This window comes from Dyadobacter sp. CY356, assembly GCF_021440195.1.
Lineage (GTDB): Bacteria > Bacteroidota > Bacteroidia > Cytophagales > Spirosomataceae > Dyadobacter.
In genome coordinates this window covers 149,822-164,529 of the sequence record NZ_JAJTSZ010000009.1, presented here as the reverse complement: position 1 = coordinate 164,529, position 14,708 = coordinate 149,822, and the positions used below count along the sequence as shown (strand labels likewise).

At 39.3% G+C, this 14,708-nt stretch carries 17 protein-coding genes; 11 read left to right on the top strand and 6 right to left on the bottom strand.

The window, feature by feature from the left end:
• Window positions 1–47: 47 nt before the first annotated feature.
• Window positions 48–590: a dTDP-4-dehydrorhamnose 3,5-epimerase gene (gene rfbC, locus LXL81_RS24575; RefSeq protein ID WP_234649864.1), complete on the top strand. Its 543-nt coding sequence runs from the start codon at window positions 48–50 to the stop codon at window positions 588–590.
• Between the two features lie 44 nt (window positions 591–634).
• On the opposite strand, the gene LXL81_RS24570 is transcribed toward rfbC, so the two are convergent.
• The 5 genes from LXL81_RS24570 to LXL81_RS24550 all read right to left on the bottom strand — a co-directional run bounded on the left by LXL81_RS24570 (window position 635) and on the right by LXL81_RS24550 (window position 4,078).
• Window positions 635–1,315, bottom strand: a complete 681-nt coding sequence (locus tag LXL81_RS24570; protein ID WP_234649861.1) for a type 1 glutamine amidotransferase domain-containing protein — start codon at window positions 1,313–1,315, stop codon at window positions 635–637.
• Window positions 1,316–1,466: 151 nt separating this feature from the next.
• Window positions 1,467–2,114: a response regulator transcription factor gene (locus tag LXL81_RS24565; RefSeq protein WP_234649859.1), complete on the bottom strand. Its 648-nt coding sequence runs from the start codon at window positions 2,112–2,114 to the stop codon at window positions 1,467–1,469.
• Window positions 2,115–2,126: 12 nt separating this feature from the next.
• The gene (locus LXL81_RS24560; RefSeq protein WP_234649857.1) at window positions 2,127–2,987 is read right to left on the bottom strand and encodes a sensor histidine kinase; all 861 of its coding nucleotides are present in this window, start codon (window positions 2,985–2,987) and stop codon (window positions 2,127–2,129) included.
• A complete protein-coding gene (locus tag LXL81_RS24555) occupies window positions 2,974–3,678 on the bottom strand; it encodes a hypothetical protein (RefSeq protein ID WP_234649856.1) in 705 nt (234 codons plus the stop codon). The genes LXL81_RS24560 and LXL81_RS24555 overlap by 14 nt, the downstream gene beginning before the upstream one ends.
• Before the next feature lie 10 nt (window positions 3,679–3,688).
• Window positions 3,689–4,078 carry a hypothetical protein gene (locus LXL81_RS24550; protein ID WP_234649853.1) on the bottom strand — a complete coding sequence of 130 codons (390 nt, stop codon included), beginning with the start codon at window positions 4,076–4,078 and terminating at the stop codon, window positions 3,689–3,691.
• A 629-nt stretch (window positions 4,079–4,707) separates the two neighbouring features.
• Between LXL81_RS24550 and LXL81_RS24545 the strand changes: the two genes are divergently transcribed.
• The 4 genes from LXL81_RS24545 to LXL81_RS24530 all read left to right on the top strand — a co-directional run bounded on the left by LXL81_RS24545 (window position 4,708) and on the right by LXL81_RS24530 (window position 6,724).
• On the top strand, window positions 4,708–5,124 hold the full coding sequence (locus tag LXL81_RS24545; protein ID WP_234649851.1) for a hypothetical protein: 417 nt from the start codon (window positions 4,708–4,710) through the stop codon (window positions 5,122–5,124).
• 66 nt (window positions 5,125–5,190) lie between these two features.
• Complete coding sequence (locus LXL81_RS24540) at window positions 5,191–5,466, top strand: SelT/SelW/SelH family protein (RefSeq protein WP_234649849.1); 276 nt, start codon at window positions 5,191–5,193, stop codon at window positions 5,464–5,466.
• Window positions 5,467–5,793: 327 nt separating this feature from the next.
• Window positions 5,794–6,198 carry an Hsp20/alpha crystallin family protein gene (locus tag LXL81_RS24535; RefSeq protein WP_234649847.1) on the top strand — a complete coding sequence of 135 codons (405 nt, stop codon included), beginning with the start codon at window positions 5,794–5,796 and terminating at the stop codon, window positions 6,196–6,198.
• 190 nt (window positions 6,199–6,388) lie between these two features.
• Window positions 6,389–6,724 carry a hypothetical protein gene (locus LXL81_RS24530; RefSeq protein ID WP_234649844.1) on the top strand — a complete coding sequence of 112 codons (336 nt, stop codon included), beginning with the start codon at window positions 6,389–6,391 and terminating at the stop codon, window positions 6,722–6,724.
• Between the two features lie 99 nt (window positions 6,725–6,823).
• On the opposite strand, the gene metG is transcribed toward LXL81_RS24530, so the two are convergent.
• Window positions 6,824–8,896, bottom strand: coding sequence for a methionine--tRNA ligase (metG, locus tag LXL81_RS24525; RefSeq protein ID WP_234649842.1), 2,073 nt, complete (start codon window positions 8,894–8,896; stop codon window positions 6,824–6,826).
• 266 nt (window positions 8,897–9,162) lie between these two features.
• Between metG and LXL81_RS24520 the strand changes: the two genes are divergently transcribed.
• The 6 genes from LXL81_RS24520 (at window position 9,163) to LXL81_RS24495 (ending at window position 14,706) form a co-directional block, all read left to right on the top strand.
• Window positions 9,163–9,660 carry a hypothetical protein gene (locus tag LXL81_RS24520; RefSeq protein WP_234649841.1) on the top strand — a complete coding sequence of 166 codons (498 nt, stop codon included), beginning with the start codon at window positions 9,163–9,165 and terminating at the stop codon, window positions 9,658–9,660.
• Window positions 9,657–9,857: a helix-turn-helix transcriptional regulator gene (locus LXL81_RS24515; RefSeq protein ID WP_234649840.1), complete on the top strand. Its 201-nt coding sequence runs from the start codon at window positions 9,657–9,659 to the stop codon at window positions 9,855–9,857. The genes LXL81_RS24520 and LXL81_RS24515 overlap by 4 nt, the downstream gene beginning before the upstream one ends.
• Before the next feature lie 129 nt (window positions 9,858–9,986).
• Complete coding sequence (locus tag LXL81_RS24510) at window positions 9,987–10,541, top strand: hypothetical protein (RefSeq protein WP_234649838.1); 555 nt, start codon at window positions 9,987–9,989, stop codon at window positions 10,539–10,541.
• Between the two features lie 222 nt (window positions 10,542–10,763).
• The gene (locus LXL81_RS24505; protein WP_234649836.1) at window positions 10,764–11,303 is read left to right on the top strand and encodes a carboxymuconolactone decarboxylase family protein; all 540 of its coding nucleotides are present in this window, start codon (window positions 10,764–10,766) and stop codon (window positions 11,301–11,303) included.
• Window positions 11,304–11,347: 44 nt separating this feature from the next.
• Complete coding sequence (locus tag LXL81_RS24500) at window positions 11,348–11,908, top strand: carboxymuconolactone decarboxylase family protein (RefSeq protein WP_234649835.1); 561 nt, start codon at window positions 11,348–11,350, stop codon at window positions 11,906–11,908.
• Between the two features lie 26 nt (window positions 11,909–11,934).
• Entirely contained in the window at window positions 11,935–14,706 is a 2,772-nt protein-coding gene (locus tag LXL81_RS24495; protein ID WP_234649833.1) for a TonB-dependent receptor domain-containing protein, read from the top strand.
• Window positions 14,707–14,708: the final 2 nt, after the last annotated feature.

Here is a 14,708-nt window from a genome sequence, read left to right as displayed (position 1 = left end):
ACATAAAATGATTACAATCTTTAAAAAAGATAATTTATAACATAACTATGCAGATCCGCGAAACCTCCATTGCCGGTTTAGTAGAAATTATCCCACGCGTTTTTCAGGACGACAGAGGATTCTTTTTTGAATCATACAATGAAGAATTATTTAAGAAATTAGGCTTGCCGACAAACTTTGTTCAGGATAATCAGTCATTCTCGATCAAAGGTGTGGTAAGAGGTTTACATTTTCAAAATGCGCCATTTGCTCAGGGAAAGCTGGTTCGCGTGATTTCTGGTCGTGTGCTTGATGTAGCCGTAGATATCCGTCCGGAATCACCAACTTTCGGCAAACATGAAGTTTTTGAGTTGCGCAGCGACACAAATAATATGGCGTATGTTCCCGAAGGTTTTGCCCACGGATTTGTAGCGCTGGAAGATTCTGTGTTTAGTTATAAATGTACGAACGTCTACAACAAAGGAGCGGAATCCGGTTTACTATGGAATGATCCTGACCTGGGAATTGACTGGGGAATTGAGAATCCGATCGTTTCCGAAAAGGATATTATCCTGCCAACTTTTAAAGCGTTATTTGAAAAATACGTTTAAGATATTTGAAGAAGAAGATCGCTTGAATTATTAAGCGATCTTATTTATTTTTCAAAAAGCTCTTCCAAAGCTTTTGATGCAACTTTTCCGGCAGAATTTGGATTTTGCCCGGTGATAAGTCTTTCGTCCATCTCGATGAATTCTATAAAAGGAATCATGGATTTGGTATAGTGTGCACCCCGTTCCCGAAGTTTGTCTTCCAAATGAAAGGGTATTTCGCTTACAAAACTCATGATGGTATCTTCTACATGAGAAAATCCTGTTACATATTTGTCGCTGATCAAATAGGAGCCGTCTGAAAGCTTCACATTCAAAAGTCCGCTTACACCGTGGCAAACGGCGGTTACCATGCCGTGATTTTCGTAAATGGTTTTTGTGATTTCCTGTAATTCAATATTTTCCGGAAAGTCCCACATGCCACCGTCTCCACCAGTAAAAAAAATAAGACGATAATCTTTTGCAATAATCTCGGAAGGACTTAGTGATTTTTCAAACTTGGCAAGAAAGGCTGCATCGTTAAAACATTTCTGATTGATTTCGTCTTTCAGATCAAAACTTCTCTCATCAATCGGAATTGCCCCGCCTTTTGGACTTACAATATCTACTAATACTCTTCGTCTCGTCATTGCATCATAAAAATGCGTTAACTCGCTCATCCACAATCCCGTTTTTCCTGTTTTAGAAGGGTAAGAATCATGATTGGTGCAAACAATAAGTACTTTCATTTGATCAATGATTGAATGAGAGAATTTTGAATGAGAAAGATAAATAAAATTGAAGAATGATTTCACGCGAAGCAAGAAAGATAACATTAAAGCACGCTAAACTGTTTGCGTTCTTTAATGTTATCTTTAAAACTCTGCGTGAAATTAATTTTTACAAAAGTTGATTTTTGTAAGCAAAAGCAACGGCGGCGGCAGTGGTTTTTGTGCCGGTTTTTTCAAGAACGCGTAAGCGATGGCCTTCTACGGTTCGCACGCTGATAAATAGTTTTTCACTTATTTCTACCGTTGACAATCCATCACAGATTAATTGAAGAACTTCTTTTTCGCGGGCTGAAAGTGCTACGTTACAGGAGTTTGGGAAAAACGGATGTTTGTTTGGCTGGCGGTTTACCATTTTCCGGTGCATCGCTTTGGAAACAAAATCATTATAATAAAAACCTTCTTCGGCTACGCGGCGGATCGCTTTTTCTACTTCATCCGGACTTGTGTCTTTCAATAAATAACCCTGCACACCTTTTTCCAGCATATGGATCACAAAGCGATCTTCATTATACATGGAAACAACAATTATTTTGATATCAGGATAACGCTCAAACGCCAGCTCGGTTGCCTGAATTCCATCCATTACCGGCATTTGCAGATCCATAAAAACGATGTCAGGCATATTCGCCGGAAGCTTGTCCAGCAGTTCCTGTCCGTTTGCCGCTTCCAGAACAAAATCAAAATCCGGAACATTACTCAACATGGAGATAAATCCCTTTCTGAACAATTCATGGTCGTCGGCTATGCCCAGTTTCATGGTTTTTTATTTTTAAATTGTCGCACGTTGACGGCGGAATGGATGTAACGGTTCAGGCTTGCTATCAGTTGCAGGTACAACAGGCACGATTGCAAACGCTTTGGAACCGCCCATTTTGGGTTTTTCATAGTTAATTGTGCCGTCGACAATTGCCAGCCGGCTTTCAATACCCAGTAATCCCAGGCCGGTCAGGTTATTATTTCTCAAAGCATCAGGATCAAAGCCAATTCCATTATCGGTTACCTGAAGTTCTATGATTTTACTATTTATATGCAAGTTAATTTCAATCTTCGAACATTGCGAATGCTTGATCGAATTATTCACCAGCTCCTGCGTAATCCGGTAAATAGTCAGCTCAGTTTTCTGACTTTGGCGCGGGGCTTCTTCTGTATTTGAAATAAACGAAATCTTTAAATTTTTACTGTTTTCAAGTTTGTTTATAAACTCCTCGATTGCCGCGGACAGTCCGAAACGCTCCAGTGTTGTGGGAACAAGATCACGGGTTATCCTTCGCACATGTAAAATAGTTTCCTCAACAAGGGCCTGGGACTTGCGCATAATCTGGTCTTCTTTGATGCCAGATTCTGTCACTAGCTTACTCAACTGGTTCAGACTTAACTTCGTAAGAGACAGCATTGTACCTATATCGTCATGGAGATCCTGCGCAATTCTTCTGCGTTCGGTTTCCTCCGAATTTAATGCTGTATCCAGCAAAAGCCGCTGATAATCTTTTTCAATTTCGTGCAGTTTTTTCTCCTGATGCAATTGCCTCTTTTGATAAAACATAACGAAAAGAATAACAAAAAATGCCATCATCAACATTGCAAGTGTAGCGATTAGTATTGCCCAGGTTAGTCCGTCACTGTTTTGCATAATAACGCGTTGAAAATATCCAAACACCGATGCTGAAAAATATGAGGCAAAGTGTTTCAAAAATGTAAGGTACTAAATTCAAAAATCCAATATAAAGCGGGTTTTCCCATTTTTCGGTATAGTGTAAAATAGGTGCTATAAAGATGAAGCTTGAATAGTATAATAACAGTCCCGAGCAAACCCAAAAAAATGGAAATGTAAGAATATTCGGGATTTTGAGCATTCGAATTACCTCATAAAAATATACAAGTATCCAAAATAACATCAATAAGCATTCCACCGTTGTGGCATAGGCAACCATACTATGGTTGTGCAGATCCTTGATATCGGGATTGGAATAAAATACATCCCAGATTGTGAAAACCGAAAAACCGATTATCGAATAAATAATTCCTTTTTTATATGACCCGGACTCAATTTTGAAATAAAACATCCCACTAAGCAAAGCATACCGCACCGGAATACTAAGATTGTAATAGATTAAATTATTTGTTCGCTGCGTGGCATAATGAAACATGATTAGGTCAATGATCAACTTCGTCACCAAATAAATCAGAAGAAGATTAAATGACGGATCAACGTTTGCTTTTCTGTATAAAATCAGAAATAAAGGAATTACCGTTACAAAGACTGCAAGACATACTATTAAATGGTTGTGAATGAAAGTAAGGTATGATTCAATCAGCAACATATAATAGCGATTAGTTACAATGAGAAGGGCATGTTGGCCCACCGGCCATTGCATCGTCACTTGCCGGCATATCTTTCAGGCCAGTACCTTTGGAAATGTCTTTTCCATTGACATCAACCGGAACAATGATTAGCCGTGATGTATGTTTTCCCTTTCCGATAATCACTTCGTCACCATCATGATCTTCATGTTGTGCACCGTAATACACACGAAAACCAACACAATCTTTACCGAGAGGGTCTATAAGTTTCTTAAAAGTATTCAATCCAAAAAATTCGGCCTGGATAAAGTTTTCACCTCTTGCTTTAATGCTATTTTCTAATGCATGATGGGGGCGTTTCAATTCCTGCACTTCCAATGAAGAAATCAGCCGGCCTTCGTTGCCATTAAATTTTGTCATGATTTTATTTTTAAGAAGAGAGTTAAATAGTCAATGTAAAATTACCTCTAACAATTACGAATGTCAAAGTGCATCTGTTTGTCAATAATTACTGATTTTGTAACTATCTGTCTTAAAGTAGGTTATTGATAATTCAAAAAGTAAAACACGTAATAATACCTGCCAGATCAGGGGTAATTACGATTTGTAGAAATGCCAGTTACCTGACCTTAAAATCACGTGTTTTCACGCTTAAATGCAAATCTTGTTGTCTCTATATTTGTAATCGTTATTCTCTACGCAGCACATTATAGAAAGGTCAACAGGTTAGGAACATTTACAACGCCGTCGCAGATATCTGTGACGGCTTTTTGATACTTTATTTTAAGGTCTGGAAAGCAATTGGATCACAATCATTCCTACGGTGTTTTAATAATGGTACTATCAGAACAATCTTCATTATTACAACAATAATTGCTGTACTATTTCTAGTTTAAGGTTTGTTTTAAGAACAATATCAACAAGCATGATGTTTTCGTATTGATTTGTTAATCAATACTTTATAGTTTTATGTAAGAAATAAAACTTATTGTTTTTTATATTTTAATTAAGGAGTGAAAGTTGTTTAATATAAATAAACCTGTATTTCTATGAAATATGATTTCTACTTCCTACGCAAGTTGAGTTGTCTGATTCTGATCTTTTCAGCTCTTTCCGAAGCCCGGTCGCAGGACACAATCCTGAAAAGTGACATTGCTTTTTATTCAGACTTCTATGTCATGCAAGTAAGGCCTATGAAGTTTAAAATTTCATACAGCTGGCCGGATACTGATAGAGTTTCAGTCCGGATTTCAGATGGTAACAACAATGTTATATTCACAGAGCAGGTGTTGGTTTATAAAAAATATCAAAAGCTGTTTGACTTGTCATCGTTTATCGACGGGCAATATACCTTCGAGTTATTCGATGGAGAAAAGCGGTTTAAACAGTCTTTTGATATCACTACTAAAACAACCCGCATAGCTGTTGCTTCCAACACAAAGGCATTATTTATAAATGACTTATAGCTTGTAAGCAATGAAGGTTTATTTGATAAAGAACGTTTATCTAACTTTATCAAAAAATAACTTAAAATGAAACCTACTATAATCATAGAATACTGCCCAAAATGTGGCTGGCTTTTACGTGCTGCATGGATGGCGCAGGAACTGCTGACAACTTTCCCGGACGACTTGCATGGAGTTACTTTAATTCCTTCGGAAGTGGCGGGACGTTACACGATTACGCTGGATGAAAATCTTTTGTGGGACAGAAAACGGGAAGGACATTTTCCGGAACCTAAGGAAATGAAACAACGTGTTCGTGACCAGATTGCTCCGGAACGTAATTTAGGTCATAATGATCGTTAAGATGACTTGTGTCGTATGTCGGGTATAAAATTTGGTTCATCAATTGATTTTGATGCTGCCGGGTAGGTAATATTTGGATATAATTAGATTGACAATTTAAACGACATAATGACATTTTTGTAATATTAGTCTGTTAATATGTCAGTTTAAGATAATTCATTAATTTATTCAAATATTTATTCATTTAGATTTATTGGTTAAATGGCTGATTAGAAATTGTTTATCTGCATTAAACCTTTTAACCAAAACCTGCTCTAAGAAAAAAGGAATTACTGGTACATTCTTTTTTACTAACAATTATCTGTGAATACAAAACGCGAAAACAACATGGAAAGCAAGATAAAAATACCAAAAGAAATGTTGATGCATATTGATTTTACCAATACCATTAACGGAGGATTGAGCGAGCCGGTCATACATCTTGAAAAAGGTACAGATGGTTACGAAGTTACAGTGAAGGCTCCCGGTATAGAATCAGAAGACCTTCAATTGGAAATTGTAAAAGATAAAATGAGATTATATCACCTCTTGCCAATTTTTCATCAGGAAAGAGAAAGTGAAGAACAGTGGAAAACAGTTCGGTTTATCAGCACATTAGCGATTCCGGATGGAGTGGATGCTGATAATATCACAGCCAGATATGACAGTGAAAAACGTCAGTTGGTATTGTTTCTTCCATTTAATCACCAACAAGATGACTTCCGCAGAAAAGTTGAAATCGAACGTTGGTAGGCTCGTAAAATACCAGACTAGTCAATCCTAGAAACCTCACAATTGTAAATTGTGGGGTTTTTGTTTTTATAATGGTATTCATCCAATAGTTAATGTTAAGTTATAGTAAACCTATATCATTTGATAAAAAATTAAAGTCTGATCTGTGTATATTTGTTTACTCAATACCTCCCTTTACACAACATATATTATGAAAAAGTCAAATATTTTTGCCTTTATCGAATTTTCGAAGCTGGCGGAAGGTCTTCGTACATCTGCTGACGCCGGAAAACTAAAAGAACAGCTTAAATCCCAGGCGGCCTATTTTAACATTATTGAACCAAAATACTTTTCGGAGGATTTGGCAGGAGAATGGGAAAATATTCTGGGGTCGACAAGAAAGTCAGGAGCCAAAGTAAATGAGGAGGGAAGAGTTGTTTCTAATGCCGTTACAAATACCATTGAACAAATGAGCGACGTTGAATGTAAGGTATTGGTAGACCGTGTGAATGCCTTATATGATAAATTGAAAAAAGAATTTGAATGATTTTCACTCCCTTAACATTGAAAATCTAATAACTCCTATACTATAAAGCCTGCCGCAGAACATCGCGGCAGGCTTTTCCTTTTCAATTTTATATCGAAATTAATTGACTGTTCCGCCGTTCCAGACTTCTTTACCCGGCTGAACAAATGCCAGGCTTCCATCTTTGTCTTCGGCCATCAGGATCATACCATGGCTTTCCATACCCATCATTTTGCGGGGTGCAAGATTGGCCAGATAAAGCACTTTTTTTCCAATGATTTCATCCGCTTTGAAATGTTCAGAAATTCCACTAAGTACGGTGCGCTGTTCGCTGCCGATATCAACTTTTAATTTCAGCAACTTCTTACTTTTTGGTACATTTTCTGCTTCCAGGATCGTAGCAACACGAATATCCATTCTGGCAAAATCATCAAACTGGATTTCCGGTTTTACTTCTGCCACCACTTTTCCTTCCAGTTCATTGGCGCGTTTTGCGTCATGAAGTTTCTGGATTTGTTTTTCAATAACCTGATCTTCAATTTTTTCAAAAAGAAGACCAGCTTCACTGATTTCCTGACCGGCTTCTAATAAATCAGATTTTCCGGCATCAGCCCAGTTTTTACTTTTTACACCTAATTGTGTACGGATCTTTTCTGCTGTGAAAGGAAGCACGGGTTCTGAAACGATTGACAGCGAAGCAGAAATCTGCAATGCAATATTCATGATCGTGTTCACCCGCTCAGGATCTGTTTTGATCGCATGCCATGGCTGCGTATCAGCAAGATATTTATTTCCCAAACGCGCAAGATCCATGATAAAAGTAAGTGCTTCGCGGAAACGATAATTTTCCATCGCCTCACCAATTTTCGCAGGAAAAGCGGCAAGTTCAGCCAGAACAATCCGATCAATTTCTGTCAACTCACCAACCGCAGGTACTTTACTATCGCAGAATTTCTGTGTCAATACGACCGCACGATTTATGAAATTACCAAATATTCCTACCAGTTCGCTGTTGTTGCGGGTCTGGAAATCTTTCCAGGTAAATTCACTATCCTTCGTTTCTGGCGCACTTGCCGTTAAAACATAACGCAGAACATCCTGTTTGTCTGGCAATTCTTCCAGATATTCATGTAGCCAGACGGCCCAGTTTCTTGAAGTTGAAATTTTGTCACCTTCAAGATTCATAAACTCATTAGCCGGCACATTGTCTGCAAGTATCAGATTTCCTTCTGCTATAACCGTAGCAGGGAAAATGATACAATGGAAAACGATATTATCCTTTCCGATAAAGTGAACAAGCTTGGTGTCCGCAATGTCCTCATTATTCTTTTTCCACCATTTTTCCCAGCCTTCGTCGGTACCGTTCTTCTGGATCAGCCAGTCTTTGGTAGCAGAAATATATCCGATAGGCGCTTCAAACCAAACATAAAGCACTTTCCCGTCTGTGTCAGGAAGCGGAACCGGAATTCCCCAGTCGAGGTCGCGCGTCATGGCGCGAGGTTTCAGGCCTTCTTTCAGCCAGGATTGGCATTGTCCCAGAACATTCGTTTTCCATTCCGGATGACTGTTTACATAATCTTCAACCTGAGGCTGTAATTTATCCAGTGGCAAAAACCAGTTGGTCGTTGGGCGCATCACAGGTTTTGCACCTGAAAGCATCGAATGCGGCTCAATCAATTCTGTCGGGCTAAGTGCAGAACCGCAGCGTTCACACTGATCGCCATATGCATTAGGGTTTGCACAAACCGGGCAGGTACCGACAATATAACGATCCGCTAAAAACTGCTGAGCCGTTTCGTCGTAATATTGCTCGGTGGTTTCTTCAATAAAAACGCCCTTGTCATACAAATCCTTAAAAATTTCCTGAGAAGTTTCGTGATGGATTTTCTTGCTGGTGCGTGAATAAATATCAAAAGAAATTCCAAGCTGTTTGAAAGAATCGTCGATTTGTGTGTAATACTTATCTACAACTTGCTGAGGAGTAAGTCCTTCTTTTTTCGCGCGGATTGTAATAGGTACTCCGTGTTCATCCGTCCCACTGATAAATGCAACGTCTTTTCCGTTGGAACGAAGGTAACGTACATAAATATCTGCCGGAACGTAACATCCGGCCAGGTGGCCAATATGAATAGGTCCATTAGCATAAATCAATGCCGCCGTGACGGTATAGCGTTTAGGGTCAATAATTGCCATTAATTTTTAACTATAATTTAGTTTATCGTGCAAAGTTAATGAAATCGGTTTCAGGGAGGGTACATTTTAAAACAACAAAAACCGGAACTTAGTGTCGTTGTTCAATATGTATTAAAAGTTATGGGAAACGCGATTCGCAAAATGACACTTTTGAAAAACCTCCATGTATGTTTCGTTAGATAAAATGTAAATTATGTTTTACATTGATTAAATTATATTTTACATTTATAGCGTTGTTTAGCTGTACTTTAAAACCTCCGTTACGTATGAAAACAAAATATCTTTTGCCGCACCATTACCAGATTTTTGGCTGGGTTGCCACTGTTCTGGGATTGTCGATAATGTTTTGGGGTTTACTGATTGGTGAAGCTGTTCCTTTTAAGTTGGAAATAAGTTTTCCATGGCCTTTTACGGGTGGTAAAGGATTTTTGGATTCACCGGTTTATAATGGCATGATTACACATGATATTGCTGATGAGCTGTTATGTATTCTGATGATCACAGGATTATTTATTGTAGCATTTTCAAGGCAAAAAATTGAAGATGAAAGGATAGCTCAAATACGTTTGGAGGCATTACAATGGGGTATTTATGCAAATTATATAATGCTTTTTGTTTGTGTTCTGTTGATCTATGGCGGATCGTTTTTGATGGTTTTATCTTATAATATGTTTACACCGTTACTTATTTTTATAGCCCGGTTTTACTGGTTATTAACCATCAGGCCAGCTTTACAAGCCAGAAAAGAAAGGAGTTTGTCATGAAAAACAGAATAAGAATTGAGCGAGCGATTATGAATATTACCCAGGCAGATTTAGCAGACCGTGTTCAGGTATCGCGACAGACAATTAACGCCATAGAGGCCGGGAAATATTCGCCAACGTTGGCGTTAGGAATGAAAATTGCCCAACAATTTGAAAAGACTGTAAATGAAGTTTTCGAGTTAGATGAAGGAGATTGACAGCATAACCGGTGCGTCAGGAGAAGTTATATTCTCAAAAATTAACTTCTCCTGATGCACTATTCTTGCAAATTCTATTCATTTCCATATATTTGCACAATTACAAGTAAAACTTTTATTATTGTAACCTTGGGTCGCATACTTTCCATATTGCTTTTCGGGCTTTTGCTTTACAACATGATGGGCTATTCAGTAGTCTATTTGATGGAAGATAAGTATGCCGTAAGCGCTGGAAATGAAGATTTCATTGAAAGACACGCGTTCTCAAAAGACATTGTAATCAAAGTGCCGGTTTCGCTTCCATACCAGACAACCTGGGATAATCCGGAGCCAGCCGAAGGTAAAATTCAGCATGAAGGTGAATATTATCAAATGAAATCGCGTCAGCTGATTAATGATACGATGTATGTTCATTGTGAATATGACCAGAATGCCCGTGATCGTTTTATGAGCCTTGTTTCTCATATTAATAACGAAGTTTCCGGAGCCGCTTCGGATACGCAAAAAAAATCTCCTTCAACAGTACTGAAAAGTTTCCTAAAAGAATACATGACTTCAAACAGGAAGCATATTTTCTATGTAATGGAATGGTCAGAAAAGTCGATTTACACTTCAGCCTACAAAAATTTAAGTCCGCTTAGGGCTCTCCTGAGTATTCCTTCCCCGCCACCTGATTTAGTTTAGGTTTTCTTACTTTTTGCACATTCTGAGTTTTACCCGGCTTTTGAACGATTATTAAATCATTCAGTCTGCTGTCGTTAATGTGGTTTTATACCGGCTCATTTTATTGTGCAAATAGTTTTCTGAATTCTTATAACTATTTCAAAATTAGTTTATTATCAATTGTCCAAGTTTCGATAATGAACGGTCAGCTTTAACCTGGGCTGATAAAATGGCGCATTTCAAATGGCACATATACAACTACCGAACGAGGAACTTCCGGGAATCGTAGGTCTTTTTAATTTCAAACCCGAAACTGCAAAACCACTTTGCGCTTTGGCTGATGTTTTGCTCAGAGGGCCTTCTTCATTGACAAGTGGCGAGCGTGAGCTTATTGCTTCCTACGTTTCAAATCTTAACAATTGCCACTTTTGCCATACCTCACACGGTGCGGCGGCGATGGCACATTTGTCTTGCGATGTAAATTTGCTGGATGATATCAAACAGGATTTCGTAACCATTCCTGTTTCAGAAAAACTGCGCGCTTTACTTGACATTGCAGCGAAAGTCCAGAAAGGCGGGAAACATGTTTTGGAAGAAGATATAACCGCGGCTCGTGAAGCCGGCGCGGTAGATCAGGAAATCCATGATACCGTTTTAATTGCGGCTGCGTTTTGTATGTTCAATCGTTATGTGGACGGATTGGGGACCTGGGCACCTAAGGAAAATGAAGCTTACCGTGAAATGGGTGAGCGTATGGCATTTGTCGGTTACAATCGCTATTGATATCCGGAGTTTTCTATTTTTCTAAGCATCTAATCCATTACAAAATGCCTTACATCGATCTGCCTGCGCATTTGCCAGGCATAACTGGCTTGCTTGAATACAGTCAGCATACTGCGGGTCCAATCCGTGAACTTACCCAGATTTTATTAAGAGGAGATTCCACGCTCACACAAGGAGAAAGAGAATTGATCGCAACTGTGGTTTCGTATAACAATGAATGTGTCTTTTGTACAACGGCACATACCGCCGCTGCTGATCTGCTTTTGGGTGAGTCAGAAACCTGTGAAATGGTTAAACAAGATATTGATTCCGCTCCGGTAAGTGATAAAATGAAATCGCTGCTAAAAATTGCCAAACTGGTGCAGATCAGTGGAAAAGCAGTTACCCCGGAAGCTATAACAAATGCAAAAGAAAATGGGGCCTCGGATGAAGAGATTCATGATACAGTTCTGATAGCCGGATTATTTTGTCTGTACAACCGCTACGTGGACGGACTTGACAGTGTGACGCCGGCCAATCCTGAGTTCTATCAATATCTCGGTGAAAGAATTGTAAACCACGGTTACAACAGGCTTCCCCAGGGTTATGATCATTTAAAAAAATAAATAACAAAACTCTCCTTAACAATTATATGAAAAGAAATTTCTACCAATTTATAGTAATAATAAGTCTGTTGATTTCGCAGATTGCAAATGCCCAGACTGCCAAAGTTGCAGGGACAATTCTTGATGCTGAAACAAAACAGCCTCTGGCAGGTGCCTCAGTTGTTGTGAAGGGTAATCTTTCCGGAACAATCACAAATGCAACTGGAAACTTTGAAATTAATATAGTAACACCGTCTTCTCTGGTTATTTCTCTGGTGGGTTATGAAAAACAGGAAGTGAAAGTAAATAACAATTCATCGGTTACAGTTTCCCTGAAAACCGCTTCGGAGCAATTGGATCAGGTTGTTATTTCAGCATCCCGGGTGGAGGAAAATATTCTTCGTTCACCGGTAAGTATAGAAAAAATGGACATCAGAGGCGTTCAGCAAACACCGTCAGCAAATTATTATGATGGTTTGGTCAATATGAAATCGGTTGATATGGTAACCAGCAGTTTGACATACAAACAAATAAATACCCGCGGTTTCAACAGTACCGGAAACAGCCGTTTTCTGCAATTGGTTGATGGTGTGGATAATCAGCCTTCCGGTTTGGGATTTGCAATGGGGAATTTATTTGGTCCCCATGATATTGATGTTGAAAGTGTTGAGTTGATTCCAGGCGCAGCTTCTGCGCTTTACGGGCCGGTTGCTTTTAATGGCATGTTATATACACGCACAAAAAATCCGTTTGATTATCAGGGACTCAGTGTTCAGACAAAACTGGGTGTCAATCATATCAATGACGGTACCGGACTTGGTGCCAAACCGATGTATGATATGGCAATTCGTTATGCCAGATCTATTAATAACAGACTGGCTTTTAAACTAAATGCTTCTTACCTGACCGGAACGGATTGGTATGCAAATAATTACACGGACATTGATCCAAATACACCGGCTGAAAACAGAGGCCCGAACAATCCGGGAAGAAATGCAGTCAATATTTATGGTGATGAAGTAGCGCAAACCTTACCAAACATTGGCCGGGTATCCCGCACAGGATATGAAGAAAAAGATCTGGCAACGTATGGCGTATATAGTCTGAAGTTAAACGGTGCAGTTCATTACCGGATCACAAACAAAATTGAAGCGATCTACCAGGGGAATTTCAATCAGGGAACTGCGCAGTATACAGGCAGCAACCGTTTTGTGATCAATGATTTCAAATTTATTCAACACCGTCTGGAAGTAAAAGGCAGTAATTTTTACGTCCGCGCTTACTCCAATCAGGAGCTTTCTACAAATTCTTATAACTCACGCGCACTTGGACAGCTTATAAACCGTCTTTGGGTAAAAGATCTGAATGGAAATACAGTGGCACCCAATGTAGCAGATGCGACATGGTTTCAGCGTTATGCAGCTGCTTTTAACGGAACCATTGCCGGCGTTACTTTAAAGGATCCAACGGCTGCCCGCGCCTTTGCAGACCAGGGAAGAATTCTTCCCGGAACTGCGGAATTCGATGCGGATAAGGAACAGCTGATCAAAACGAGAGGATTGGGCGGAGCGGGAATTTTGAGTAAATGCAGCCTGCGTCATGTGGAAGGAATGTACGATCTGAGCTCGCTTTTGCATGTTTTTAGTTTACAGGTTGGCGGGAATTACAGAAAATACAATCTGGATACGGGTGGTACTTTGTTTGACGATTTGAACAAAAAACTGACCAATGATGAATTTGGAATGTTTGCCCAGGCTTCCAAGTCGCTCCTTAAAGATATGTTGAAACTGACGTTTTCTGGTCGTTATGATAAAAATCAGAATTTTGACGGACGTTTTACGCCGCGCGCTTCTGCTGTTTTTTCTCCGGGAGAAAATCATCATTTCAGAGCTTCATACCAGACAGGATTTCGTAACCCGACGATCAGCGATCAATTCATAAAACTGAATGTTGGCCCAATCATTATTTTGGGCGGTGCTCCGGTAAATGCTGCGGGATTGAATGCATATGAAAACTCATTTACAGCTTCCTCGGTCAGCGCATTTGCCAGTGCTTTTGGAGCACAGGTGCAGCAGGGAACACCGTTTCCACAAGCCGTTGCGAATAACAAAGAAAAACTGGTGAAGTCAAATGTGCCTTATATCAAATCAGAAAAGGTGAAAAGCTATGAGGTTGGATATAAGGGAATTGTTGGTAAAAAATTGCTGATCGATGTCAATTATTATTTCAGTGAATACACGGATTTCATTATCAATACGGTTGTAATTCGTCCGACAGCAAACGTTTTACTTCCCGATGGAACAATAAATCCGGATGCTGCGGCTGAAATCTTGAATGGAAAAACCCAGGCATTTCAGTTATATACCAATGCGTCGGACAAAGTTTCGATCCAGGGTGTAAGTACCGGGCTGACTTATTCTTTGCCAAAAAATTACAGAGTCAGTGCTAATGCGACCTGGATTGATTTCAATTTACGTGATGCAAATGCCAATAATATTCCTGCTTTTAACACGCCGACATGGAAAACAAATCTTACGTTAAGCAACGCACGTCTGACAGATAAAATTGGATTCAGTGTAGCATGGCATTGGCAAAATGCCTTTGACTGGTATGGAACGTTTACTGAATTGCGCCCGGGAAGAATTTCGGCATACAGTTTATTGGATGCACAGGTAAGTTATAAGGTTCCGTCCTTGAAAACGACGGTGAAATTGGGTGCTTCAAATCTGACAAATCATTACGTAGTGCAGGCATTCGGATCTCCGTCTGTTGGTGGATTATATTATGTGAGCTTGAATTTTGATCAGTTATTCAGATGAAA